Genomic DNA, 24,585 nt, shown 5'->3' with positions numbered 1-24,585 from the left:
TACCATGTCCTCTACGCCAACCAACGGGTTCCGGAAGACCATTTCGGCACTTTGGCTATTATTTGCCGGCGGATTCGTCTTCTTCCTTCTCTATATTTTTGCGGTCAGCATCAACTTCCTCAATCTCTTTGGAGACCTGCCCGACCTCAAGACCCTGGAAAACCCTAAAAGCGAACTGGCTTCTGAAGTGTATTCTGAAGACGGCAAACTGCTGGGTAAATATTTCCGGGAGAACCGTAGCCCGGTCACCTATGAGCAACTGCCAGAGACCCTAGTGAACGCCTTGGTGGCTACTGAGGATATCCGGTTTGAGGAGCACTCCGGTATAGATTTCAAAGGCACGCTGGCCGTGCCCTATTACAAACTGACCGGCAAGCAGGACCGCGGTTCTTCCACCCTTACCCAACAGCTGGCCCGTAACCTTTTCCGGACCCGTGATGACCTGAATAACGGCTTGCTCAGTGATGTGCCTGGCCTGCGCATGCTCATCATCAAGACCAAGGAATGGATCATGTCCATTAAGCTGGAGCGCTCTTACACCAAGAAAGAGATCATGCTCATGTACCTTAACACGGTAGACTTCGGGAGCAACGCCTTCGGGATTAAAGTAGCCGCTAAGACCTTCTTCAACAAGAGCCCAGAGAAACTTTCACTGGAAGAGGCTGCCACGCTGGTAGGGGTTCTCAAAGGACCTTCTTTCTACAGCCCAGTGACCCGTCCTGAGCGCTCTATGAACAGACGCAACACGGTACTGGACCAGATGCTCAAGTACGAGTACATTGACCAGCCTACTTTCCAGACGGCCGCCGCTAAACCCATCAAGCTTGATTTTAACGTTGAGAACCAGAACAAAGGCCTGGCCCCTTACTTCCGCACGGAGATTGGCAAATCCCTGGCAATATGGGCGAAAGACAACGGCTATGATCTGTATACAGACGGGCTCAAGATCTACACCACTATTGACTCGCGCATGCAGCAACACGCTGAGTCGGCGCTGGAGCAGCACATGAAAACCATGCAGAAGGAGTTCTTCCAGCAATGGAAAGGCCGTAACCCCTGGATTGACGAGAACGGCAAGGAGATCAAGGGCTTTTTGATGGAACAGATGAAACGCACGGCCCGCTACCGCAGCCTGGTGGAGCAGTACGGCAGCAATGAGGACTCCATTAAATACCACCTGAACCACAAGATACCCATGCGCATTTTCACCTGGAACGGGGAGAAGGATGTGGTCATGAGCCCGATGGATTCCCTGAGCCATTACAAGCATTACCTGCAGGCCGGCTTTATGGCCATGGACCCGCTCACCGGCAAAGTAAAAGCCTGGGTAGGAGGGACCAACTACAAGTATTTCAAATATGACCACGTGAAACAGGGTGCTCGTCAGCCAGGTTCTACCTTTAAGCCCTTTGTGTACACCGCCGCCATTGAGGCCGGGTACTCGCCTTGCTATGAGGTAGTAGACGCCCCAGTGACCATTATCAACTCAGATGGCGTTCCCTGGACCCCTAAGAACAGTGACGGTAAGTACACCGGCCGTAAGCACACCCTTCGTGAAGCGCTGGCCCTGTCTATCAATACCGTGACCACCTACCTCATGAAGAAACTGGGCCCTGATGCTGTGGTAAGTACAGCCAAACGCCTGGGAATTACCACCAAGCTGAATCCTTACGCCTCTTTGGCCCTGGGCTCAGATGACGTGACCCTTTATGACATGGTAGGCGCCTATGGTACGTTTGTGAACAAAGGTGTCTGGACCCAGCCGCAATATTTAGTGCGTATTGAAGACAAGAACGGAACAGTGCTACATGAATTTGTGCCCAAAACTGTGGAAGCTCTGAGCGAGGAAACGGCCTACCTGATGGTGCACATGCTGCAAGGCTCTGCCGATACCCGCGGTGGTACCGCCTATTACGGGCTCCGTCACCGGTACGGCCTTAAGAATGAGATTGGTGCTAAGACAGGTACTACCTCTAATTACTCAGATGCCTGGTTCATGGGCATCACGCCAGATCTGGCGGCTGGTGTCTGGGTAGGCGGCGAGGACCGAAGCATCCACTTCAGGAGCGCTGCCTATGGCCAAGGTAACAAACTGGCTATGCCTATCTATGCCCTCTTTATGAAGAAGGTGTATGCCGATAAATCTTTGAACGTGTCTAAGGCTCCGTTCCCGAAACCAAGCCAGCCGCTTTCCATGCAGATTAACTGTGGTTCTTATAATAATGGCCCTGCCGTAGCTGATTCCGTAAAACAAGACCAGGTGCTGTCCGTACCTGAGAACGTTGGAGAACAGGAGTTTTAACCCAGAATGCTTGTATGGCAGTAGATGAGGCCTTGAAGGAACAGTTGTTGCATTTGCCCCACCGGCCCGGTATCTATAAATTCTATGATGACCGCGGCATTATCTATGTGGGCAAGGCCATTGACATAAGAAAGCGGGTAAGCAGCTATTTTAACCGGTCTACCCAGCACAACAAGAAAACCCTCAAGCTCATCTCGCAAATCAAGCGGGTAGAGTTTACCATTGTAGACAGCGAGGCCGATGCCTTCTTGCTGGAGAACAACCTCATCAAGCAGCATCAGCCCAAATACAACATCCTGCTCAAGGACGGCAAGTCGTACCCGTACCTCTGCATCACCAATGAGCGGTTTCCCCGGGTTTTAAGCACCCGTAACAAGATCAATGACGGGTCCCGGTACTTCGGGCCCTACCCCAGCGTGACCAGCATGTACGTGGTGCTGGAGCTAATCAGGACCTTATACCCCTTGCGTACCTGCAGCTATAACCTAAGCCCTGCTAATATTGAGGCCGGTAAGTTCAAGGTCTGCCTGGAATACCACATAGGTAACTGCAAAGGTCCCTGTGAGGCACTCTATAGCGAAGAGGAATACAACCAGCACATTCTGCAGATCAGGAACATCTTGTCTGGCAACATGACGGTTGCCAAAAACTACTTTAAGGAAGCCATGTCTGCGGCGGCCGCCGATTTCCAGTATGAGTTGGCCCACCAGTACAAGCAGAAGCTGGACCTGCTGGATGATTTCCAGGCGAAGTCCACCGTGGTAAGCCACACGCTCACGAACATTGACGTCTTCACTATCACGTCCAATGAAAAGTGCGCGTTCATGAACTACCTTAAGGTCATCAACGGCTCCATTATTGGCACCCAGTCCCTGGAACTGCAGAAGAAGTTGGAAGAGACCGACCAGGACATACTGGCCTCCATGATCATGCAACTCCGGCAGGGGTTTGACAGCGCCGCTAAGGAGATACTGGTGAACATTGATGACCTGGTGCTCCCCCTGGACGGCGTGACCGTGGCGGTACCCCAGATAGGCGATAAGCGCAAGCTCCTGAACCTTTCCCTCAAGAATGCGCTGTACCTGCGCAAGGAGAAGGAAAGCATGCAAGACAAATCCAAGGATAGCAACGAGGTGCGCATCATGGAAACCATGAAGCGGGACCTTCGCCTTACGGAACTCCCCAAGCACATTGAGTGCTTTGACAACTCCAACTTCCAGGGCGATAACCCGGTGGCCTCTATGGTCTGCTTCCGGAACGCACGGCCCTCCAAAAAAGATTACCGCCATTTCCACATCAAGACCGTGGTTGGACCCGATGACTTTGCCTCCATGTATGAGGTGGTCACCCGGCGTTACCGCAGGCTCATTGACGAAGGTACTTCCTTACCGCAGTTGATCATTATTGACGGGGGAAAAGGACAGCTGGGCATGGCTGTGAAGGCTTTGAAAGATCTGGGTATCTACGGGCAGGTAGCCATTGTAAGTATTGCCAAACGCCTGGAGGAGATCTTCTACCCCGGTGACACCCTTCCGCTGTACATTGATAAGAAGTCTGAGACCTTAAAGCTCATCCAGCGCCTGCGCAACGAAGCCCACCGTTTCGGGATCACCTTCCACCGGTCCCTGCGTGATGCGGGTACGCTACAAACCGAGCTCACCAAGATTAAGGGTCTGGGCCCGGCTACCGCCGAGAAGCTACTGACCAAATTCAAATCTGTCAAGAAGATAGCAGAACTGTCACAGCAAGAACTGGAAGCCGAAGTTGGGAAGAGCAAGGCCCGCCTGCTGGTAGACTATTTCGCACAACCCAAATCGTAGCCTTTCCTGTTTTGAGCCTGTTTTCAGGAAAACAGGCTCAAAACAGGAACGATGGCTGGCTATTATCCTAGTTGATTATTTCCTTTCCCTTTTAGACCATACTTTAGGGTCGTTTTCAGAAAAACGGCTTTAAAACGCTTCGGCAATCTTCAAGGGCAGGGCGTCTCATTAAATAGGGGCACAAAAAAAGGAGGCCGTTTCGAGCCTCCTTTTTCTATTTCATCCTGAAACTAACTAGTAGCTCCACAAGCTGTATTCAAATTCAATGATCTCTTCCATGGCTTGCTGAGCAGCCAGAAGACCTTTTTTACCCGTACCGTACACCTCTTCCAGACGAGCATCATTTACGTTAGATACTTTGGTGATGTAAGAGCTGAACAACCATAGGTCAAAGGCATCTGCCAGGTTTTTATGCTGGGCATCATTCTGGGCGTTAAACCACAGCGCTTCGTCTGGATGCGCTTTGAAAACCCGTACCAGGTCAGAATACTTGAAAGAGGCAATTGGTTTTTCAAAACCAAGGTTGTTATACTTGGCCGGCATCACTAGCGTAATGGCTTGGATGTCATGATATAAGCGGGAACGCTTTTTATCAAAGATAACATCTTCCTTGATCTCTAACTTGTAAAGCTCATTAGGTAAAAGCTCAAAACCAGTGGTAGCTACTGTAGGAGCAGCGGTAGTGGTGCCTTTCTTAGGTGTAGCGGCTGCTTTCTTCTTAGGGGCTGGGGTTCCCCAACCATCGTCTTCGGCAGCTGCCGGTTGATCAAAACCAGCCGCTTTCTCTGCTTCCGTTAAGCCACCACCAGAAGTGCTGGGGCTCATGTTAGTCATCATTTCAGACCCACTCACAGGAGTATTCAAGGTATCTGACCGGTAAGCCTGCAATTCGCCACGCTTCACAGCGTCAACAATCAGCTTAGTAATTTGCTTGCCGTTGGAGAACATTGGCAGGTTCTGCTTTTCCCGAAGGTCAACCGCACGCCAAACTGTTTTCTTGAACAACACATCTGAAGCAGGAATTGGTCTGGCTGAGGCAGGTGCTGCCATAGAGCTGTCCATTCTTGCCTGGTTTTGCTCTGCTTGCTTTTGTTCTGCCTGCTGACGCTCCAACTCTTCCTGACGCTTTTTATCAGCTGCCGCTTTGGCCGCTGCGCTTTGCGTAGAAGAAGTGGTAGTTTTTTTAGTAGTGGTACGCTTTTGCGCCACACTAACTACCGGCATGCTAAGCAGACCAGCCAAACCCAACACAATTAATTTCTTCATGATACTAAGAATAATATCTTACTAGTTAAGCTGAATGTTGATACTTGAGTTATCAGAAGGAACAACTTCCTGCTGATCACGATAGTTCAATCTTCTGATTTCTTTAATGTCAACAGCAATCCTGTCACCTGCACGAGCCTGGGCTGCCAGGTTACCAAGGCTAACGGTTGGCCCGTTGCCTTGTACCTGTCCTACTGGGCGGCTACCGCGCACCAGATAAACTGTGTATTGGGTTACTCTGTAACGGGCATCTTTTGGCAATTGGTTCTTGAAGCTTTCATCAGCTACGGCTCTTACCTCCAGCACACGTGGTCCTGGGGCAGCCATACCTTTCACAACATCAACCGGACGGCCATTCGCATAGGCTACTACCTGTGGTCTTGGTACCAGTTTCACGGTGAAATCCTGTGACCCGATGGCGTTTCCGCCGCTGCTCACATTCAGTCTCACCTGACGTGAAGTAGGGATGATAGTCAGGAAGCCTTTTTTAGCACCTTTAATAACAGACGCACCCGAAGCAGAGAAAGAAGGATCATATACCGCGCCAAGGGCTGGTACCTGAACACTCAGTTCGTTTCCGCAGTTAAAGTACAGAGAGTTGATAGAAGCAGACTGGATTTGCATCACTGGTTTTGCTACCACATAATCCTGAACTACTGTAAAGGTAGTATCACGACCGCTTGCCTGACGGAAACGCACCTGGCCTTTCCATTGCTTTTTGGCGTTGCCTTCAGCGTCATAGTTACCGGCAGTGGCAGTGAACTCAATCTGTCCTTTGCCGCCTTTTACCGGAATTGATCTGCCGTCTACAGACATAGTAGGTGATACCGCATCAGAGGAAGCTGCCAGGAACATTTCTGCTTTGTACTTGGTACCAGCCGCTACGGTCTTAGACTCAGCGCTGGCCATGGCAAAGATGTTCTCAAACTTGATGATATCAGCCCCTACCTTTTGGGCAAGTTGTGATAACGTCTCCGCTTCATACTTCAACACTTCAGATTCTTTTTGAGCTAAGGTTGCCAAAGCAGCTACCATTGGAGTCTCTTCAAAGTTCAGCTGCGCGAAGTTCTTTTTGCGTTGGTCTTTGTTAGTAGCTACCCGTGGATCTTCTTTTCCACCCATAGCCAGTTTCTCTGGCACTTTGTCATTGTATTTGCGCAGATAAGCAGCATATTGGTTTAATTTAGCTTCCAGCTCATAGCCTTTGCCTTTTTTCAAACCACCCAGCATTACCTCGTTTACAATCTCATTTGCCTCAGGATTCTTGTAGTTTCCTGTTTCTGTATCCTTTCCGCCAGTTTGCTTCTCCAGTTCTGCTCTCAGCGATCTGATGTAGCTTACCAATTCAGCGGTGGTGTTTCTTACTTCCTGGGCTTGCTCTACTACCAGCTTATCTTTGGCAGTGCTTGCGCCATCTGCCACTGCTGCCTGTATTCCCTTTACTGAGCCTTGGTTATCAGAAATTGTTTTCTGGTTAACCCCCATTAAGCTGGCGTCAATAAATTGGAATTTTAAAAGTATTGCAGAGCTTACGTTCAATGCCAACAGCGCAGTCAGTACGAGATACATCATCCCGATCATCTTTTGCCGTGGCGTCTCTTTTCCTCCAGCCATAGTATCCTGTTGTGTTTACCTTTTTAGTTAAACTTATTATTAAAAGAGGATTGGCAGAGATTACCCTCTCATGGCATTTAACATGTTGCCATACACGTTGTTGAGCGAATGCAGGTTCTTGGTAAGGTTAGTTACCTCGTCTTTGAACTGCTCTGTCTCACGGCTGGCCGCAGTCAGGTTCTCCATGGCGCCAGAGATGCTGCCATAGAATTTGTTGATGGTTTTCAGGTGGTTGTTGGCATCCTGAAGCTCCATTTCATACACGGCGTTCAAAGCACCCAGGTTTTTGGTTACCTGCTGCACCTGTGCATGGTAGGCTTGGGTATCTACAGTGGCGCTAGCCATCTGAGAAACGGCCTCTAATGTAGTGCCATACGCCTCATTGATTCTGTCTAATGAACCAGTGGCTGTTCTAACGCGGGCCGCGTACTCTTTGGTAGCCACGGTTGCATCAGTCATATCGGCCATTTGGGAAGCGGTATCGCTCAGGCGGTTCAAGCCTTGACCCAGTGAACTGATAGTAGCAGGGGTTACATTGGCATCACGAAGCATTTTGTCTAAATCCCCAGTGATAGAAGCGCCAGAAGTAGCAGTAGGCACAGTTGGCAGAGGACCATCATAGTCATCACGTAACTGTGGGTACACACGCTCCCACTCTGGCTCATGCGGAGGATTTGGTTGAAATGCACTTAGGAAGAAGATAACCGCTTCTGTACCCAGGCCCACGATCAACATTTCGTTAGCTCCTGGTAAGTGGAGAATTTTAAACAACGCCCCAACAATTACTACTGCAGCACCAATACCATAAATTTTTGGCATTACTTTATCGTAGAAGAAGCTGCCTCTTACTTTGCTCATTTTTTAATGGATTTAGATTGTACGATTTGGATTTTTTGAAATTTTCTTGGTAAGCCTTGCGGGAAACGGCAGATGCCTATCTTCCCAAATCAAAGTCAGATGAACGGCCAATGTAAATCATGGCGCTACGGAACCCTATATAAGAACGGGCAGAATCCTGGTATTCAAAATTACGAACTCCTGTCTCCAGGAAATGCGCAATGTCTTTCCAAGAACCACCGCGCACTATCTTGCGAGGCTCATTGTCATCATAGTAGGTAGGGTTCAAATCCCATACAATTGGAACAGTAGCCTCTGAGTAAGCATCTTCACACCACTCTGATACGTTACCAGCCATATCATATAAACCGAAATCATTAGGATAATATTGTCCTACAGGAGCGGTATATGTAAAACCGTCACTATAGTAGTCACCACGGCCTGGCTTGAAGTTAGCCAGCATACAGCCTTTAGCGTTACGCAGGTAAGGACCACCCCAAGGATAGGTAGCCAGGTCACGACCACCGCGGGCCGCGTACTCCCATTCGGCCTCAGAAGGCAGACGGAAGCTAGGCATTGGCGCCATGCCGCTTTCTACGTTGTAGTTGTTTTTGTTTTTAGTTCTCCAGCTGTTGAAGTACTTGGCCGCAAACCAGTCAACGCCTACCACTGGGTAGTCATCAAAGGCTGGGTGCGAGTAGTAGTACTCCATCAATGGATCACCCATATGGTATGTAAAGTCCTTTACCCACACAGTAGTGTCTGGGTACAGCTGGGTCATCACAAACTCTTCACCCAGAATATCCAGGGAGTCTTGACGGATGGCATCCATGAACTGACGGTACTCATTGTTGGTGATTTCGGTCTCGTCCATGTAGAACCCACCAATGGTCACCTGCTTGTTCATGTTAGACATACTAGCAGCAATGTCTTGATCGGTCTGTCCCATATGGAAAGTTCCACCAGGGCAGGCAATCATGCCATAAGGGATTTCCTGCGGATTGAACTCCGGACGGTCCATAGCCCCAACCACATCCCCTTGAGAGTCTCTCCCCATACCACAACCTGCCATTAGCATTACGCTCAAAGCAATGGCAGAAAACTGTAAAAACTTAATCATATTCTTGGACTTGATAAAGGCAGCGCTTCCGCTTAGTATTTAGTAATTTATAAGACAGCAAATATATATCGCAACTTTGAAAAACAAAACTAGTGTTTTTTCTTGAAGAACAATATGCTAACGATGCAAAGAAAATAATATTTTATTTAATCAATAATTCCCTTACCACAAGCAGTATGCCTACTACTTAAAAGTAAGTACTTAAAAATTGTATCGGGGAGTCTTAACAGGAGGTTTTGTATTATTTTTAGGTTTAGGCAACCTATAACCGAGCATTACTTCATGCGAAGTAGCACTCTTGGCATCTGACCCTACGGCGGTATAGTCAAAAGCATATCCAAAGTTCAATGCATTGTCTTTCAACAAGTAAACTCCCAACATTCCAGTCACCGCTTCTCCAAATCTGTATCCTGCCCCTCCCCAGAATTTGTCGTTAAAAGTCACTCTTCCTCCGGCTTCCAAAGAAGACACCCCAGCGCTCAGGTCTTGCTTCAACAATATTGTAGGTGTAACGTCAAGAGCACTAGAAAGTTCCAATTCATACCCTGCCGTAGCCATGAGGTGTTTTTCAGCGGTTACCGTTCCATATTGAGAATCGCGGGTGGCGTTTTCAAACTCATAAGTGGCTCCCAGCAAATTGGTCACCCCTGCGCCCACGTACCATCGTTCCTGCTGGTACCATAGACCAGCCCCCAGGTCATATTTCCGGTCTGAACTGTTGAACGGCACCCGTGGATCTGACTCCACATTTGGCCGGTACCGTCCTTTGCTCATATTGGTCATACCTCCCTGAATCCCTATCCCCAGTTTCCCTTCTCCTAAGGAAAGGTGATAGGCGTAAGACAGCTGCGCTTGAAAAACATCTACCGCCCCAATCTCATCTTTCATTACCACCAATCCTACGCCACTCTTTAACGCTGAAATTGGGGCTGAAATTGTGAAGAGTCCGGTCTTTGGGGCACCACCGGCATCAAATGTTCCGTCATACCCCAGCCACTGGTACCGGTACAGCACGTTCATCTCCACCTGGCCCTTTATACCCGAGTACCCCGGGCTTATAAACTGCCCGTTGAAGGCATAATGGCTAAACTGAGGCAACTGCTGCGCCTGCACCAACACAGGCAACAAAAGCCCGATCAGAAAGAGAAGGTAACGTGATTTGTGCATCATTGATGGCATTAGGACTACTCTTTTAAAAAGTAAGGGCCAATTGGCAATAAGCTAGCAAATTGCCCATTAACTACCAAAAGTTAATTTCAATTGACCAGCCTTAGCCATGCTACGCACAAATAAAAGAAAAGTAACAGGTGATTTACTTTTTCTTAGAATGTTGTTGGATATAAACCTCAATGGCACCCGTCATGGAAGGAGCATTGGGCATAGGCGCCTCAATATCCAGTTCCAGGCCGGCATCACGTACCGCTTGGGCGGTAGTAGGGCCAAACGCCGCAATTCGGGTATTGTTCTGCTTGAAATCTGGGAAGTTCACAAACAGAGAACTGATACCGGAAGGGCTAAAAAAGGCGATACAGTCATATTTCACCTCGGCCAGATCAGATAGATCTGAAGCCACGGTCTTATACATGGTCGCTTCGGTGAAGTCGAAGCCGTTTGCCCGCATAAATTCTGGAATGTCTTCTTTCCTGATGTTGGAGCAGGGGTAAAGAAATTTCTCGTTTTTATGCTTCTTCAATACTTCAAACAGGTCTGACGCCGTTTTACCACCAATGAAGAGCTTACGCTTGCGCAACACAATGTATTTCTGGAGATAATAGGCAGTCTGGTCAGAGATACAGAAGTACTTCATCTCAGCGGGCACCTCAATTTTCCCCTCGGCACAAATCCTAAAGAAATGGTCTACCGCATTGCGGCTGGTGAAAATAACGGCAGTATGGTCCAGGATATTCACCTTGTCCTTCCTGAATTCTTTGTAAGGAACAGGCTCTATCTCAATAAATGCTCTGAAATCTACTTTGATGCCGTACTTTTCAGCAATGCCCAAGTAGGGAGAGTTATCATTTGCCGGCTTTGGCTGCGTGACAAGAATACTAGTAATTTTCTTTGAATGTCTATCCGCACCCAACTCTGCTTTACCGTCAGCCATTGTTTTGATGGTAGTTTAACAACTTGTAACCTTAGCCTTGTTGATTCCTGGTTAAAAGATGATTACACAAATACAATTAATTTGAGCAGAATCATCAAGGGAATCACTTCTGTGGCGCAAAGGTATGAAAATAAATGTAGATTTTTAAGGGAATATTTTTTACTAACCGTATAGAAAACCCTTAAAACCGTGAAGACCAGCAACACGGTAACTGCCACGTTTGCAACCCAATAGACTACCCCAGGCGCAGTGGTACTCAGCCCCAGGTAAAGAAGCAGAATAAAAGGAACGAAAATACCCATGCCCAGCAGGGTGCGCAGAAACTCACGGTACTGCGTCAAGACCATTTCCTCTACCCCAAACACAAAGCCCATCAAGCGCAGGAAGAGGTACTTCAACACCACAAATAGAAAGACCATTAGCGCATAGAGCAGGATCTTGGAGACAATATCTGCCTGCGTAGCGGTAAACAATTGGTTAAGCAAGGTCAGGTCCTCTAGGTCAGTATGGATAGCCACAATCAATAAGGAGAAAGACAAGGCAAAAGCCAGCACAAACAAGATACTGGACCAGTTGCCAATGGGTTTCACCAATAGGCCTTCTTCTAGGGTAGAGATCTTAGAGAAGCTGCTCCACTTGAAAATACTGGAGAAGTCTGAGTGGAACGTGGTACGCAAGCCCCCATACACCAAGCCAATGATCACCATAAAAAACACCAGTGCACTCCTATGCGCATCTGGCTGTTTTGGCTTGGGCTGAAAAATGACGTTCTGCTTGGAGTTTAAAGCGGCAATCTCCTGCTGTGGCACCTTAAAGGACGGATAATTGGGTTGTTGGTCTGGGTGCCAGATGGAAAGCAGGTATTTCTTACCCGGTTTCAGATACGCAGACAGGTCCAAGGTATACCTGGCGGTGGAATCTGCCACAAACACCAGGCTGTTGTCAATAAAGATGCAAAGCTGCGCGCGGGCGGCAAAGGCTATCTTGGGGTTTGTGAATTGATCAACGGTAATCCACTGGTAAAGGGCCTTATGCTCTTCATGGAATTCGGGCAGATAAGGCACCAACTGGTTGCTCTGGGCCTTGAAAACCAGCCAGTCTGAGGTGAGCAAAGGCTTAAGCGGCCCTGCTGGCTGCGCAAAGGCGGTCCCGCCTATCAGCCAGAAGCAAACTATAAGGGCCCAGGTTCTCATGTGTTAGCCAGTGGTAGTTGGCTTAGTAGCATACTGACCCAACACAGCGCTCAATACCACCGAGAAGCCCAGCAGGCAGAGCAACAGGTTAAGGTTGCCCCAATGGGCGAAGTTGAACACAAACAGAATCACCAGTACATTAAGCAGCGCCAGAATAAGCACAGTGCTTACCTGACTGAAACCCATGGCCAGAATACGGTGGTGAATATGGTTCTTATCTGGTGAGAACGGAGACATGCCCTTCATAATCCTGATAAAGGAAACCCTAAGGGTGTCAAACAGCGGCACAAACAGAACCCCTAGCGCCACCGAAGGCGAAGAAGGCACAAACCGCATCTCAATAAACTGGATAGCCATAATGGAGACCACAAAGCCACAAAGCAGTGAGCCCGTATCACCCATAAAAATTCGGGCCTTGTAAAAGTTGTAGCGCAGGAACCCTAGCAAACCACCAATCAAACACACCGCCACGCCGGCATAGTTGGCGTAGTCCTCCAGGTGGGCGTACCAGAAAAAGAACCCAAAGGTGGCCACAATAATGGTGACAATGGTCCCAGCCAACCCGTCTAAGCCATCTATCAGGTTAATGGCATTGGTAATACCTACAATGGTAAAAAAGGTAAACCCGTAACTCAGGCCTATGGGCAGTTCATGAATCCCGAAAATCCCCTGGAAACTGGTGATCCTGATATCGGCTATGAACATGACCACCCCAGTGGAAAGCACCTGCATAAAGAACTTTTTGAAGGCCGAAATGGACACCAGGTCATCTTTCAAGCCGCCAAAGAACAGGATAATGCAACCGGCCAATACCTGCTGCACGCCATTGGTCAGGTCCCCGAAAATGGTGAGCGCCGACATGAACCCGGCAAACACCCCTAACCCACCCAACCGGGGGGTAAGCGATACGTGCACTGTCCGTTTGTTAGGCTGGTCCAGAATGTTCTTCAAGTGGGCCACATATACTATAGAGGGTATAGCAAAGAGCGCAATGAAAAACGACCAGCTAAAGGAAAGCAGATAAGTAAAAAATTTCATGCCGGGGTTTAACGGTTTAAAAGCATGGAAGAATAACGCTTCTTATAGTACCCTATCAAGGATACGCCTAAGAATGCAGAATGCCTTCTCTCTCTAATATAGAAATATGAATAAGATTTTCTTCAACAATGCTTCCCGGCACAAACAGAAAGCGTTTATCGTAAATATTCTGGCCAATGTAATAGCTCACCCAGTACTCATTGGTGAGATGGAACAGCGCCGGGTCAATGGGCTCCACCTGAATAGCTGCCTTGGCCGCTACCTCCGGGAATACGTGCCGCAGCACTGAGGTCTTTACTTCCTCACCCTCGTGTTCGCCGTAGCCTTTTGAGGCAATAAGCACGTTCTCCAGCGGAAAGTTATTGTTATTGATAAAATACACGTTCCACTCCACCTGTGCCAACTCATTCTCCTCGCGGGCAATGGCCACAGAAACGCCTTCTACTTGCAGGAAATCAATGTCTTTTTTCATAACTGATGCTCCAACAACCGTGCCTCAAATAATTGTTCAAAATGTTTGAGGAGCTTTTCCTCCACATCGGCCAGGGGCACTGCCCTCCCCAGTTCCTTTTCCAGGGACGTAACGGCCTTATCAGAAATACCGCAGGGCACAATGTTCCCAAAATAAGCCAGGTCTGTGTTCACGTTCAACGCCAACCCGTGCATGGTGATCCATCTGCTGCATTTCACGCCCATGGCGCAGATCTTTCTGGGGTTGCGCTGCTCCTCAAAATCAAGCCACACGCCGGTTAAACCGGAAATCCTGCCCGCTTGTAGGCCGTAGTCCGCCAATGTCTGAATCACGGCCTCCTCCAGCAAGCGCAGGTATTTATGGATATCGGTGAAGAAGTTCTCCAGGTCCAGAATAGGGTAGGCCACCAGTTGCCCGGGTCCATGATACGTGATATCACCGCCCCGGTTAATTTTATAGAAGGTGGCTTCCTTCTCGGCCAGGCCCTGCTGGTCTAGCAGCAAGTGTTCCTCATGGCCGCTTTTGCCCAAGGTGTATACATGCGGGTGCTGGCACAAGAGCAGGTAATTAGGCGTAGGCTGGCGCTCCCCTTCCGGCAAGGACCGGTTAAGGGTTTTCACCTCCGTCACCTTTTTCAAAAGCTGCTCCTGATAGTCCCAGGCCTGCTGGTAATCTACCAGGCCCAGGTTCTCAAAAACAATGTTTTTATTCTCACTCATGCTTGTTCAGCCCGATGTTTTACAATTTTGAAAGAGGGCTGTTGCCAGCAAACCCCTTTACCTGCCTACAGAAGCCTATTTTACACGTATAGAATGCTTTGCAACAGGAAAACTGTGCAAATTACTCATTAAACCTAGACCCACCAAAAATGACACACAATACTCAACTGGGCCAACTAGGCGAAAAGGCCGCCGAGGCTTATTTCCTGAACCAGGGGTATGCCGTGCTGGAACGCAATTTCAGGCACAAGCGAGCCGAGGTGGACCTGATTGTAGTCAAGGACAAAGTGCTGGTGCTGGTAGAGGTGAAAACCCGGAGCTCCTATAATTTCGGGTTTCCCGAGGAGGCGGTCTCCGCTAGAAAGGAAGAACTCCTGCAGCTGGCGGCCAACCACTACCTGGAGCTACACCAATGGCCACATGAAATCCGGTTTGACGTGGTCTCCATTCTTTGGCGGGCCGACCAACCCGAGATCCTGCACATTGAAGACGCCTTCCATTAAAAAAGCACGGGCAGACCCGAAATAAAAAATCCGTTTTGGGCCTGTTTTCTTAAAAACAGGCCCAAAACGGATTTTCCCGAACGGCCTTTGCCATCCTATTAAATGGTTTACTACTCTTTCTTCTCGAACACCAACGCCCCGTGGCGGTCGTACTGCTTCACCAGCACCGGTTCAATGGGCGGGTCAAAGGCAGACTCAGCGTATTGGAACTCAAACTGGCGGCGCCCCCTGAAATCATAGAAGTTGATCCAGGTACCTACCTTACGGCCTTTGTCATAGCTGCCCTGCCACTCCAGCTGGCCGTTCTCATAGAATTTGTAGTACTCGCCCTGCACCTGGCCGTACTGGTACGGAATCACTTCCTTGATCTTGGTTTTGGCGGCATCATAGTAGGTAATGACGGCGTCACGCAGGAACCCTTTCTCATAATGCTGCTTTTGCACCAGGGTACTGTCTGGCCTGAAGGTTTCCCAACGCAGGTGCTTGGCCCCCACGTAGAAATACCCCTGCTCAATCAACACGTCACCGCGCTTTTTGGTGTACGGCCCGTGCAGGATCAGCATCTTGGTTTTGGAAGGGTCCAGGGTGGGTGCCCTGAAGATGCGGCGCTTCTTCACATCATAGAAATGCTTGTCGCGCACGTAGGGGTTGGGTTCTTTGTAGTCGCGCAGGTAATAGAAGGTCTCCACTATCTGGTTCTTGCCTTTGCCCTGCCGGGCAAAGCCCCGTTTCACGCGGTAGCCAAAGTAGGTCTTCTTCTTTTTAGGCTCTTTTTTCTTGTCCTTCTCCGCCACGCTGTCTGGGGCGGCGGTGGCCAAAGAAGGCTTGGCCAGGGAATCATTCAACACAGCAGAATCTACCGGTTCCAGCACCAAAGGCGTTTTAGACTTCTGCCAGAAGAACAGTTTGCTCTTCTTCTCTTTGCCTATGATCTGCGCCTGCGCCTGCTGGTTTATTGTCCAAACCACGCAGAGGCTCAGCATGATCACTTTTGCCCACGTTCTTCTGTTACCCATGGTAGACCTTCACTATCTGAATTTTCATTATAACGCCCCCTTTTCCTGAATTGGTATGCGCGTAGTTCTTACGGCAAATCCAGGCTCTGGTGACAGCACCAATAAAGAGAAGAACAAATTGGGGAGAATAAAATTCAGAATTCACGTTTTGGGCCTACTTTTCTCAAAACAACGCCAAACCGTGAAAACCAAGCCTATGTGAGCAGGCCTGGCGTAAGCGTACGCGAATACAACAGAGTCTTTAGAGCGTAGCTATGGCGGTAGGTTCTGCCACTTGCCGCACTAACCCGTTGAATCCTCTCTTGCCTAAATCTTTACGGGCCTGTTCTGCAATGGTCTTGGAGACAAACTTGCCAGCCAGAATACGGTGCACCTTCTTGCCGTTCACGGTTTCTTCCACTAAGGCAATGGGCATTTTCTGGTACATGCGGCGTAGTTTCTCCACCTGGGCCTCTGCGTTGCTTACGCTGCTATAGGCGCCGGCTTGTACCACGTACATGGGTTGCGGCGTCACCGCAGGTACCACCACTGGTTTCATGACAGGTCCCTCAGCAGGGGCAACAGCAGGTGTAGAAGAAAATGGCGTGGCCACAGTTTTAGCGGCAGAGGCAATCACTTCCTCTTTCACTTCGGGCTCCATAACTGGTTTCTGGGATTTGGCGCGGCTTGCCAGGAATTCTTCTGGCAGTTCAAGAACCTCAACGGTCACTTTGGCCAGGCCTTCTTTGTGATAGTCAATCTTGCGGGCGGCTGCCTCTGAGAGATCAATGATACGGGCACCTCTGAAAGGACCACGGTCATTGATGTAAACCACTACGCTTTCGCCGTTAGCGGTGTTGGTTACTTTCACGGTAGAGCCTAACGGAAGGCCGTTGTGGGCTGCGGTGAGTTTGTGGCGGTTATAAACCTGGCCACTGCTGGTCCGTTTACCGTGATATTTAGATCCATACCATGATGCTAAACCCTTTTGCGTATCGCCTACCTCTTGCCCAAATGCTGTGGGCGCAAAGCTGAAGAAAAATATGAAAAGAACGGTAAGCGCATAGTAAATTTTCTGTATCCCCATTGTAGGTTTTGTTGGTGGAACATCAATTTCAAGCCCCAAAATTAGGACTTATTTTTTCCATGTCAAGCTAGCGCAAGAAAGCAAGACGGGTAAACCTAAACATTAAATCAAATACTTCCAATTATTTTATTACAAAGTGCAATTAATTTTCTTTTCAATATGATTTATTTCATAAAACGTAGTATGCCAATTTATCACTTTTTTACCCGGCTCATTTTCTGCGTTTTAAGGAAGCTGACATAATTTTTTCCTCGCAGATTGTACTTCTATGACTTTTATATTTGGGCCTCGTATCCTTAGAAAAATAGAATGCGAGAATAAAAAATATTTTTTTTCTTAAAAACTTAGCGTTCGGCTTAAATTCCGCTCCAATTGCTTACCAATTTAGCATATATATAGCCAAAAACAAATATTTAAACCTATGGATTTCGGCCGTCTCTCCAACATAAGCCAGGTAGACTTCACCCTTCCGGAAGACCACCCTGCCACCCACCAGGTACTAGCCCGGGCCCAGCGCCCTACCAAGCCCTCTTTGTACCTGGGCTGCCCCACCTGGACGAACAAATCCTGGCTGGGCACCTATTACCCAGACGGCGCCCAGGATGCGCAGCTGCTCTATTGGTATGGCCGCCAGTTCAATACCCTGGAGATGAACACCACCCACTACCGCATTCCGGACGCCACCTCCATTAACCGGTGGCGGCAGGCGGTACCTACCGGGTTTGTGTTCTGTCCCAAGTTGCCGCAGGTGATTAGCCATGATCAACTCCTACGCCACGTGGGTGAACCCACCAAATTGTTCTGCGACGCCATTTTAGGCCTGGAGGACCGTCTGGGCATGGCGTTTCTGCAACTGCCCCCGTTCTTCGGGCCCGAAGACTGGCCTACGTTGGATCAGTTCCTGGAACAGTTCCCTAAGGAGGTGCCCCTGGCCGTGGAATTCAGGCATGAAGACTGGTTTAAGGAATCGCCGGTTACCCAACAGGCTTTCCAGACTCTGGAAGAACGCAGCATCACTACTATTATGACAGATGTGGCTGGCCGCCGAGATGTACTCCACATGCGCCTGACCACACCCGTCGCCATGATCCGGTTTAACGGGTATGGTCTGGTTCCCTCTGACTACACCCGCCTGGACGCCTGGGCCGAAAGAATCCACCAATGGCTGGAGGAAGGCTTGCACAGACTCTATTTCTTCATGCACCAGCCAGAGGTACTGGACGCCCCGCCTGCCCTGGCTTACCTAATGGACCAACTGGAAAAACGCACCTGCCTCTCCCTGCCACGCCCTCAGAAAGTAGTACAGTTTGTACAGGGCAGCCTGTTTTAGCTTTCAGAACCTCACCCTAGCAATACCTCAACCTAAAAAATTAAAAGCCGTTTTAGGCCCGTTTTTAGAAAAACGGGCCTAAAACGGCTTTTTTTACAAAAAAGGAATAAAGTACACCTGCTTCTAAAAAATCAGGCTTCGGCCAGTTCTATGGCAAACGTGGTGAAACCGTCCTCTTTTGTCTGCAGTGAGAACCTGAACCCGTGCTGTAAAAGGATTTCCCGCACCATGGTAAGCCCGATGCCCTGACCGTTGGCCTTGGTACTGAAGAAAGGCGAGAAAAGCTTTTCCTGAACCTTGGGGGTAATGGCCTGCCCATTGTCCTGAATAAGAAGTGTTGGCGGCGAGGCGCTGGTCTTTACCTTCACCCATCCACCAGTGTCTGTTGCCTCCAGGGCGTTTTTGATAACATTGATAAGCACCTGCTCCATCTGTTGCACATCTACCGCCACTTGCGGGGCTTCCTGGTCTAACTCCCATTGCCAGGCCACCTGTTTCTGCTCAAAGCTTGGCCCCATGAGTCTATGAATGCTATGCAATAGCTCATGCAGGTTCACAGGCTGCTTAACGGGCACCGGAATGCGCACCACATTGGCGAAGTTGGCCATGAAACCGGCCAGGTTCTGGTTACGCGTAATGCAGACCTGCAGGGCCTCGTCAAAATCTAGCTTGGTGTCTGCGTCCAGTTGCGGCGAGAAGTAGGAGAAGGAATGCAGGATGGAGTTGACGGCGCCAATGGAGTTGTTGATCTCATGCGACATCATTCTAATGAGCTTCTCATAGGCGTTCCGCTCTTTCTCCAGCAGTTCCTGGGTCAGCTCCTCCACCAAGATAAAGTAGCGGTGGTAGCCCCGGTCCAGGAACCTGATCTTGCGGCAGCGGTACGTCTGAATGCCGTTGGGCCTGATCACGCGCTGCTCGTCTTTAGGCAGTTTCTCCAGCGAGTTACCCCAGTGGCCCGGCAGCTCGCCCAGCGGTTTGCCTACCACGTCTTTGCCCGAGGTTTGCAACAGCTGCGCCGCCGCCGGGTTCAGGCCGGCCACGCGGTCATAGGTATCCAATAAGATAATGCCCGACGGTGAGGCTTCAATAAGCCGTTCTAGCAGGAAATGCTTCTCAGTTTGGGTCACGCGCTGTTGCCGCAGCTCATCTATCATCTGATTATAGACCGAGATCAATTGGTCTACCTCTTTCTGGCCCGTCTCCATGAACTTGATGGAGAAATCCCGGTCCCGGATGGATTCCACGCCGGCGGCGATAAGGTTGAGAGGGCGCACAAAAGAAGTGTAGAGCTGCACTGTAAGCACCAGACTGATGACAATCAAGACCTCGGCGGCGACAAAGAGCACTTGGTTATAGGCCAGCAGTTGCCAGGCCAGCACGCCCATGGTCAGGTAGAGCACCGCAGCGGTGACAATAAACTTACTCCGCAGCGTCATACGGGATGTTGAACTTCTCCAGGCGTCGGTACAGAGAGCCGCGGCTCACACCCAGGGCCTTCGCCACTTTGCTTACGTTGTTGCCGTAATAGGCCATGGATTTCTTGATCATGCTGGCCTCCAATTCATCTAAAGTCATAGCGCCTACAGACGGAAGTGCTTTATCTTCCTGCTTGCGAAGGCCACCCTGCAATTGGTTCTGGAACTCCTCGGCGCCCAGCAGGCTCTTACCCGACACTAGCACGGTGCGTTCCACCAGGTTTTTGAGTTCGCGTATGTTGCCGGGCAACGGCTGTTCCTTCAGCCAGGTTAGGGCCTTGGCACTTACCTGCAGTTCCTGCTTGTGGTAGGTTCTTTTGAGGTTGTTAACAAAGTGCTGCACCAATAGCGGAATATCCTGGGGCCGTTCGCGCAGCGCCGGCAGACGCACGGTGATCAGGTTGATTCTATAATAAAGGTCTTCCCGGAACTTGCCTTCCAAGACCATCTCGCGCAGGTCGCGGTTGGTGGCGCAGATGACGCGTATGTCCAGGTTGCGCGATCGGCTATCGCCGAGAACCTCATAAGTGCGGTCCTGGAGTACGCGCAGCAGTTTCACCTGGCTGGCAAGGTCCAATTCGCCAATCTCATCCAGGAAAATGGTGCCTTTGTTGGCCATTTCAAAACGGCCCACGCGGTCGGCTTTGGCGTCTGTGAAGGCGCCGCGGCGGTGCCCGAACATCTCGCTCTCAAACAAGCTAGCCGAAATGCCGCCCAGGTTCACCTTTACAAAAGGTGCCCGGCTGCGGTGGCTGTTCTTATGGATAGCCTCGGCGATGAGTTCCTTGCCCGTGCCGCTTTCGCCCTCAATTAAGATAGAGGCGTCGGTGGCGCTGATCTGCCCTACGTTCCGGAGCACCTGCAGTAAGCCTGCGTCTTCGCCCACGATCATGGAGAAGTCATAGAGCTCGTCCAGTTTTTTGCGGGTGAGTTTGTCAGTGGCGGCTTCGCGCGCGGGCAATGCCAGGTCTATCGCCGTGTTGATGGCCTGCAGCAGGTAGTCGTTGTTCCAGGGTTTGGTGATGAAATCAGCGGCGCCGGCTTTAATGCCTTCTACCGCCAAATTAATGGAACCCCAACCGGTAATGAGGATCACGGGCATGATGGGGTAGAGCTGCTTTAATTGTTGCAGAAGCTGCAGGCCGTCTTCGCCGGTGGTTTCCATGGAGAAGTTCATGTCCAGCAGCACCAATTGGGGCCTGTGCTTGGCGGCGGCCTGTAGCGCGTCGGGTTGGTTGGCGGCCTGTACCGTGGCAAAGCCCGCCTGCTTTAAGAGCAGACTTAAAGAGGCCCGTACGGCTACGTCATCGTCAATGATAAGGATCATGGTACCGGTAAGAAAACACTGTTGCTACTAGACAGGTTGAAGATAGCGTTTTTGGCCCGTTTTCTGAAAAACGGGCCAAAAACGCATTAAACAAGATACTCCTCTCAATGAAAGAGAGACCGGAAGCTTACTCTTCATGCAAGGCCACAGCCGGCTGTATACCAGAGGCCTGCCGGCTGGGGTAAAGGGCGCAAAGGGTAGTGAGCAGGAAAATAAAGACCGCGGCCAGGGCCATTCCCTGCCAGTAAATCTCAGAAGAAAGCTGGAATACCTGCAGCAACGGGAACTGTACAGCTAATAACAGCCCCAGCACCACCCCAAAGAAAGCAAGCACCACCACTTCGCCCACAAACTGAGCCCTGATCTGGCGGGTGGTGGCCCCCATGGCGCGGCGCAGGCCAATTTCTCCTGTGCGCTTGTTAATATTGTACCACAGCACGCCAAACAGACCCAACGCTACGTTGAACACCAGGAACCCGCACACCACCGTCAGCGCAATCAAAGGCACCAAGGTCATCTTAGCTTTGTTTTGCCGCATCTTCTCCAGGGTGGCTACGTCCATGGTCCAGCCTTTGGCAATCTGACCCAGCTCACGCATCATCTTCTCTTCAAAGGCCACGCCGGTGCCCGGCTTTACCTTGATAAGCAGGCTGTTCCAGAGCCACTTACTGTTTTTCTGGCGGTCAATGCGGGTGAAAAACGCCCCTTCTTCGGCGCTGTACTCACTGGAGGCCCTAAAGTAGTCGGTTACGCCTATCACCTGGTACTGGAGGGAATCATTCATGGGAATAACCTTCCCAATAGGGTCTTCCCCATGAAACAGCTCTTTTTGAACCATACGGTTAATGACAATGGGCCTATGCAACGTAGTCCCATCCTGCGGCCCGAACCAGCGGCCCTGTACCACCTTCAAACCCATAACGTCTTTGTAGGCATCTTCTACGTCATATTGGTTGGCGTCATAGTCTTTGACGTTGCCGTAGGCGAGCCTGTTGTTCATAGAAGAGAAAGAGAAAGGCGCATTGCTGCTGGAAAAGGCGGCATGTTCCACCTCGGGGAAACTGCGCACCCGCTGCATGACCTGCTCCTGGATCTGCGCGTTCTGGACCGCCGAGTCTGACCGGGTCTCCAGGGAGAGAAGCCAGACGTTGTCATGGGAAAAGCCCAGCGGCTTTTGGTAGTTGTGGTAATTGTAGAGCCCAAAGCTGAGGACCCCAAAAAGCACCAGAAAGGAAAAGAAAATCTCAGAGATCAGCAGGAAGTTACTCTTCTTCCGGTTCCAGATCAGTTTAAACAAATGGCGTATCATTTTGAACCTCCTCTCAGTGCCTCTACGGCGTTTAAGCGTGACATTTTATAAGCAGGGTAAACCCCTGAAATCAGCCCGAATACAAGGCATAGCAGAATGCCCCAGGCAAACACGCGTATGTTCAACCCCAGGTCTGCATAGACAATGATGCCGCTGTTGTTGATAAGGTGCATGACGCCTAAAGAAAGCACCAGCCCCAGCAATCCGCCAATCAAGGTCAGAAACACGTTCTCCACCACAAACTGCCCGATGATGACCTTGGAAGAGGCCCCGAAGGCTTTTCTAACCCCGATCTCTGAGGACCGCTCCATGATGCGACTGATGTTGATGTTGACCAGGTTAATGGTAGGCAACAGCATGAATAGAAAGGCCGCCAGCGCCAGAAGCGTGTAGAACAGGCCAAGCTTGGAATCCTGGCCTTTGCCCAGGGCACTACGGGCGAAGAACTCTAGAATAGTGTCTGGGAAAGAAAACAGCTGAGACACGTCCTTGGGGTTCTTGATCTCTACCTGGCTCATCATGTGGGCGTATTCTTCCTTGATTTTTGCCATGTCACCGGGTTTCTTCGCCTGAATAATGCCCATGAACGTGCCGCGCAGGCCGTCGTTCTTGAACTCATTCTGCCGCAGCGTGATAGGCACCCAAACGTCTGCGTAAGAGTTGAGCCTGAGCACCGGCACGTCTTTCACTACGCCCACTACTTTATAAGTGACCTGGTTCACCACAATGTCCTGGCCAATGGCCGCGGCATCGCCAAAGTACTGTTTGCGGGTATTCTGGTTGATGACCGCCACGTGGCTGGCGTTGGCTACTTCCTGCTGGTTAAAGGCGCGGCCCTCCAGAAACTCAAAGTCCAGCACCTCCCAGAACGCCTGGTCTGTGTGCTTGAGGTCCAGGGCCAGCTTCTTGTCGTTCACGTAGCTGTTGACCATGGTGAATACTGAGCTAATGGAGACTTTCTCCGGGGTCTGCAGCTTTTTCACATAATGGTCCAGGAAATAATAACTGGGCGGACCGCTGGTATTGTAGCCTTGTTCTCCTTGTTCGCGCATCATGTTCACAAATAGCAACCGGTCTGTGTCGCGTTCTGGCATCTGTGGGCCAAAGGCATGGTCAAACAGCGAGGTAACCACCATCAAAACCATCAAGGTAAAACTGATCCCGAAGAGGCTGATGAAGGTGAAGAACTTGCGCCGTTGCAAGACCTTCCAAGCAATTTTTATGTAGTTCTTTAACATGGCCGTGGTCTTAAATCTGGGCTTCTAACACCAATGAATCTGCCACCTGCTGGCCGTCAAAGAACCTGATGAGGCGGCTGGTCTTGTGGGCCATGTTCTCATCATGGGTCACCATCACAATAGTGGTGCCCTCTTCTTTATTGAGTCTAAGCAGAATGTCCATGATCTCCTCGCCCATCACGCTGTCCAGGTTACCGGTAGGCTCATCTGCCAGGATAATCTCTGGGTTGCCGGCAAGGGCCCGGGCAATGGCCACGCGCTGGCGCTGTCCACCCGACAACTGGCTGGGGAAGTGACGGGTGCGGGTGCTCAAACCAACTTTCTCCAAAGCCTCCAAGGCGCGTTTGCGGCGCTCACTGCCACTCAGGTGGCGGTACAGCAAAGGCAACTCCACGTTGTCCACTACCGAAAGGTCATGGATGAGATGGTAGCTCTGGAACACAAACCCGATCTTCTCATTTCTAAGCTTGGCCAGCTGTTTGTCACTATGGGTTTTCACGGGCTTGCCGTCAATGACCACCTGCCCGGCAGAAGGCTCGTCCAGCAAACCCATGATGTTGAGCAGCGTGGATTTCCCGCAGCCCGACGGGCCCATGATGGACACAAACTCGCCGCGTTCCACGTGAAGGTTCACGCAGTTGAGGGCTACCGTCTCTATGGTCTTGGTGCGGTAGACTTTTTCAATGTTAGATAACTGGATCATAGTCTAATGTGCTAATGTTTTTTAATGTGCTATTTTATTCTTCGTCCCCTTGGTTGGGCAATGATTAATGTTTGCTGGTAAAGGTGTTCCCAAGGTAGGGGCACTTGTGGTTGCCCTTTGCGGTGGCTCC

Annotated in this window: 21 protein-coding genes; 4 read left to right on the top strand and 17 right to left on the bottom strand. The window is 50.2% G+C overall.

Translation table 11 applies throughout. The features are described from left to right. Window positions 1-4: 4 nt before the first annotated feature. Both TH63_RS18850 and uvrC read left to right on the top strand, forming a co-directional pair. The gene (locus TH63_RS18850) at window positions 5-2,302 is read left to right on the top strand and encodes a penicillin-binding protein 1A (RefSeq protein ID WP_048922321.1); all 2,298 of its coding nucleotides are present in this window, start codon (window positions 5-7) and stop codon (window positions 2,300-2,302) included. 14 nt (window positions 2,303-2,316) lie between these two features. Next, window positions 2,317-4,122 carry an excinuclease ABC subunit UvrC gene (gene uvrC, locus TH63_RS18845; RefSeq protein WP_048922320.1) on the top strand — a complete coding sequence of 602 codons (1,806 nt, stop codon included), beginning with the start codon at window positions 2,317-2,319 and terminating at the stop codon, window positions 4,120-4,122. Window positions 4,123-4,356: 234 nt separating this feature from the next. Here uvrC and porN read toward each other — a convergent pair whose 3' ends face one another. The 10 genes from porN to lipB form a co-directional block, all read right to left on the bottom strand. Next, a complete protein-coding gene (gene porN, locus TH63_RS18840; RefSeq protein WP_053093848.1) occupies window positions 4,357-5,388 on the bottom strand; it encodes a type IX secretion system ring subunit PorN/GldN in 1,032 nt (343 codons plus the stop codon). A 21-nt stretch (window positions 5,389-5,409) separates the two neighbouring features. Further along, window positions 5,410-7,002 (bottom strand): type IX secretion system motor protein PorM/GldM, encoded by a 1,593-nt coding sequence (porM, locus tag TH63_RS18835; protein WP_048922319.1) that lies wholly within the window; start codon window positions 7,000-7,002, stop codon window positions 5,410-5,412. Window positions 7,003-7,062: 60 nt separating this feature from the next. Continuing rightward, window positions 7,063-7,860 (bottom strand): type IX secretion system motor protein PorL/GldL, encoded by a 798-nt coding sequence (porL, locus tag TH63_RS18830; RefSeq protein WP_048922318.1) that lies wholly within the window; start codon window positions 7,858-7,860, stop codon window positions 7,063-7,065. Between the two features lie 76 nt (window positions 7,861-7,936). Beyond that, the gene (gene porK / locus TH63_RS18825; RefSeq protein WP_048922317.1) at window positions 7,937-8,959 is read right to left on the bottom strand and encodes a T9SS ring complex lipoprotein PorK/GldK; all 1,023 of its coding nucleotides are present in this window, start codon (window positions 8,957-8,959) and stop codon (window positions 7,937-7,939) included. 201 nt (window positions 8,960-9,160) lie between these two features. Then, a complete protein-coding gene (locus tag TH63_RS18820; protein ID WP_231583508.1) occupies window positions 9,161-10,129 on the bottom strand; it encodes a PorP/SprF family type IX secretion system membrane protein in 969 nt (322 codons plus the stop codon). Between the two features lie 142 nt (window positions 10,130-10,271). Beyond that, on the bottom strand, window positions 10,272-11,063 hold the full coding sequence (locus tag TH63_RS18815) for a uroporphyrinogen-III synthase (protein ID WP_048922315.1): 792 nt from the start codon (window positions 11,061-11,063) through the stop codon (window positions 10,272-10,274). A 62-nt stretch (window positions 11,064-11,125) separates the two neighbouring features. Then, window positions 11,126-12,256: a DUF4271 domain-containing protein gene (locus tag TH63_RS18810; RefSeq protein ID WP_048922314.1), complete on the bottom strand. Its 1,131-nt coding sequence runs from the start codon at window positions 12,254-12,256 to the stop codon at window positions 11,126-11,128. A 3-nt stretch (window positions 12,257-12,259) separates the two neighbouring features. After that, window positions 12,260-13,294, bottom strand: a complete 1,035-nt coding sequence (locus TH63_RS18805; protein ID WP_048922313.1) for a glycosyltransferase family 4 protein — start codon at window positions 13,292-13,294, stop codon at window positions 12,260-12,262. Between the two features lie 67 nt (window positions 13,295-13,361). Beyond that, a complete protein-coding gene (locus TH63_RS18800) occupies window positions 13,362-13,766 on the bottom strand; it encodes a hypothetical protein (protein WP_048922312.1) in 405 nt (134 codons plus the stop codon). Continuing rightward, window positions 13,763-14,485, bottom strand: a complete 723-nt coding sequence (gene lipB, locus TH63_RS18795; protein ID WP_048922311.1) for a lipoyl(octanoyl) transferase LipB — start codon at window positions 14,483-14,485, stop codon at window positions 13,763-13,765. Before lipB ends, TH63_RS18800 begins: the two co-directional genes overlap by 4 nt. A 149-nt stretch (window positions 14,486-14,634) precedes the next feature. Between lipB and TH63_RS18790 the strand changes: the two genes are divergently transcribed. Continuing rightward, on the top strand, window positions 14,635-14,988 hold the full coding sequence (locus TH63_RS18790) for a YraN family protein (RefSeq protein ID WP_048922310.1): 354 nt from the start codon (window positions 14,635-14,637) through the stop codon (window positions 14,986-14,988). A gap of 110 nt (window positions 14,989-15,098) precedes the next feature. Here the strand turns inward: TH63_RS18790 and TH63_RS18785 are convergent, their stop codons facing one another. Both TH63_RS18785 and TH63_RS18780 read right to left on the bottom strand, forming a co-directional pair. Further along, a complete protein-coding gene (locus tag TH63_RS18785; RefSeq protein ID WP_053093847.1) occupies window positions 15,099-16,004 on the bottom strand; it encodes a toxin-antitoxin system YwqK family antitoxin in 906 nt (301 codons plus the stop codon). A gap of 241 nt (window positions 16,005-16,245) precedes the next feature. Then, complete coding sequence (locus tag TH63_RS18780) at window positions 16,246-17,070, bottom strand: septal ring lytic transglycosylase RlpA family protein (RefSeq protein ID WP_048922309.1); 825 nt, start codon at window positions 17,068-17,070, stop codon at window positions 16,246-16,248. Window positions 17,071-17,491: 421 nt separating this feature from the next. Here TH63_RS18780 and TH63_RS18775 point away from each other — a divergent pair, with 421 nt between their 5' ends. Beyond that, window positions 17,492-18,400 (top strand): DUF72 domain-containing protein, encoded by a 909-nt coding sequence (locus TH63_RS18775; protein ID WP_048922308.1) that lies wholly within the window; start codon window positions 17,492-17,494, stop codon window positions 18,398-18,400. 131 nt (window positions 18,401-18,531) lie between these two features. Here the strand turns inward: TH63_RS18775 and TH63_RS18770 are convergent, their stop codons facing one another. The 5 genes from TH63_RS18770 to TH63_RS18750 all read right to left on the bottom strand — a co-directional run bounded on the left by TH63_RS18770 (window position 18,532) and on the right by TH63_RS18750 (window position 24,455). Next, complete coding sequence (locus tag TH63_RS18770) at window positions 18,532-19,839, bottom strand: sensor histidine kinase (RefSeq protein ID WP_048922307.1); 1,308 nt, start codon at window positions 19,837-19,839, stop codon at window positions 18,532-18,534. Then, a complete protein-coding gene (locus TH63_RS18765; protein WP_048922306.1) occupies window positions 19,823-21,205 on the bottom strand; it encodes a sigma-54-dependent transcriptional regulator in 1,383 nt (460 codons plus the stop codon). Before TH63_RS18765 ends, TH63_RS18770 begins: the two co-directional genes overlap by 17 nt. Before the next feature lie 127 nt (window positions 21,206-21,332). After that, window positions 21,333-22,514, bottom strand: coding sequence for an ABC transporter permease (locus TH63_RS18760; RefSeq protein WP_048922305.1), 1,182 nt, complete (start codon window positions 22,512-22,514; stop codon window positions 21,333-21,335). Then, window positions 22,511-23,752, bottom strand: coding sequence for an ABC transporter permease (locus tag TH63_RS18755; protein ID WP_048922304.1), 1,242 nt, complete (start codon window positions 23,750-23,752; stop codon window positions 22,511-22,513). Before TH63_RS18755 ends, TH63_RS18760 begins: the two co-directional genes overlap by 4 nt. A gap of 10 nt (window positions 23,753-23,762) precedes the next feature. Continuing rightward, the gene (locus TH63_RS18750; protein WP_048922303.1) at window positions 23,763-24,455 is read right to left on the bottom strand and encodes an ABC transporter ATP-binding protein; all 693 of its coding nucleotides are present in this window, start codon (window positions 24,453-24,455) and stop codon (window positions 23,763-23,765) included. Window positions 24,456-24,585 lie beyond the last annotated feature (130 nt).

Origin of the sequence: Rufibacter radiotolerans, assembly GCF_001078055.1 — a bacterium.
GTDB lineage: Bacteria > Bacteroidota > Bacteroidia > Cytophagales > Hymenobacteraceae > Nibribacter > Nibribacter radiotolerans.
The sequence above is the reverse complement of the archived record's forward strand: the minus strand, read 5'-3'. Positions and strand labels throughout refer to the sequence as shown.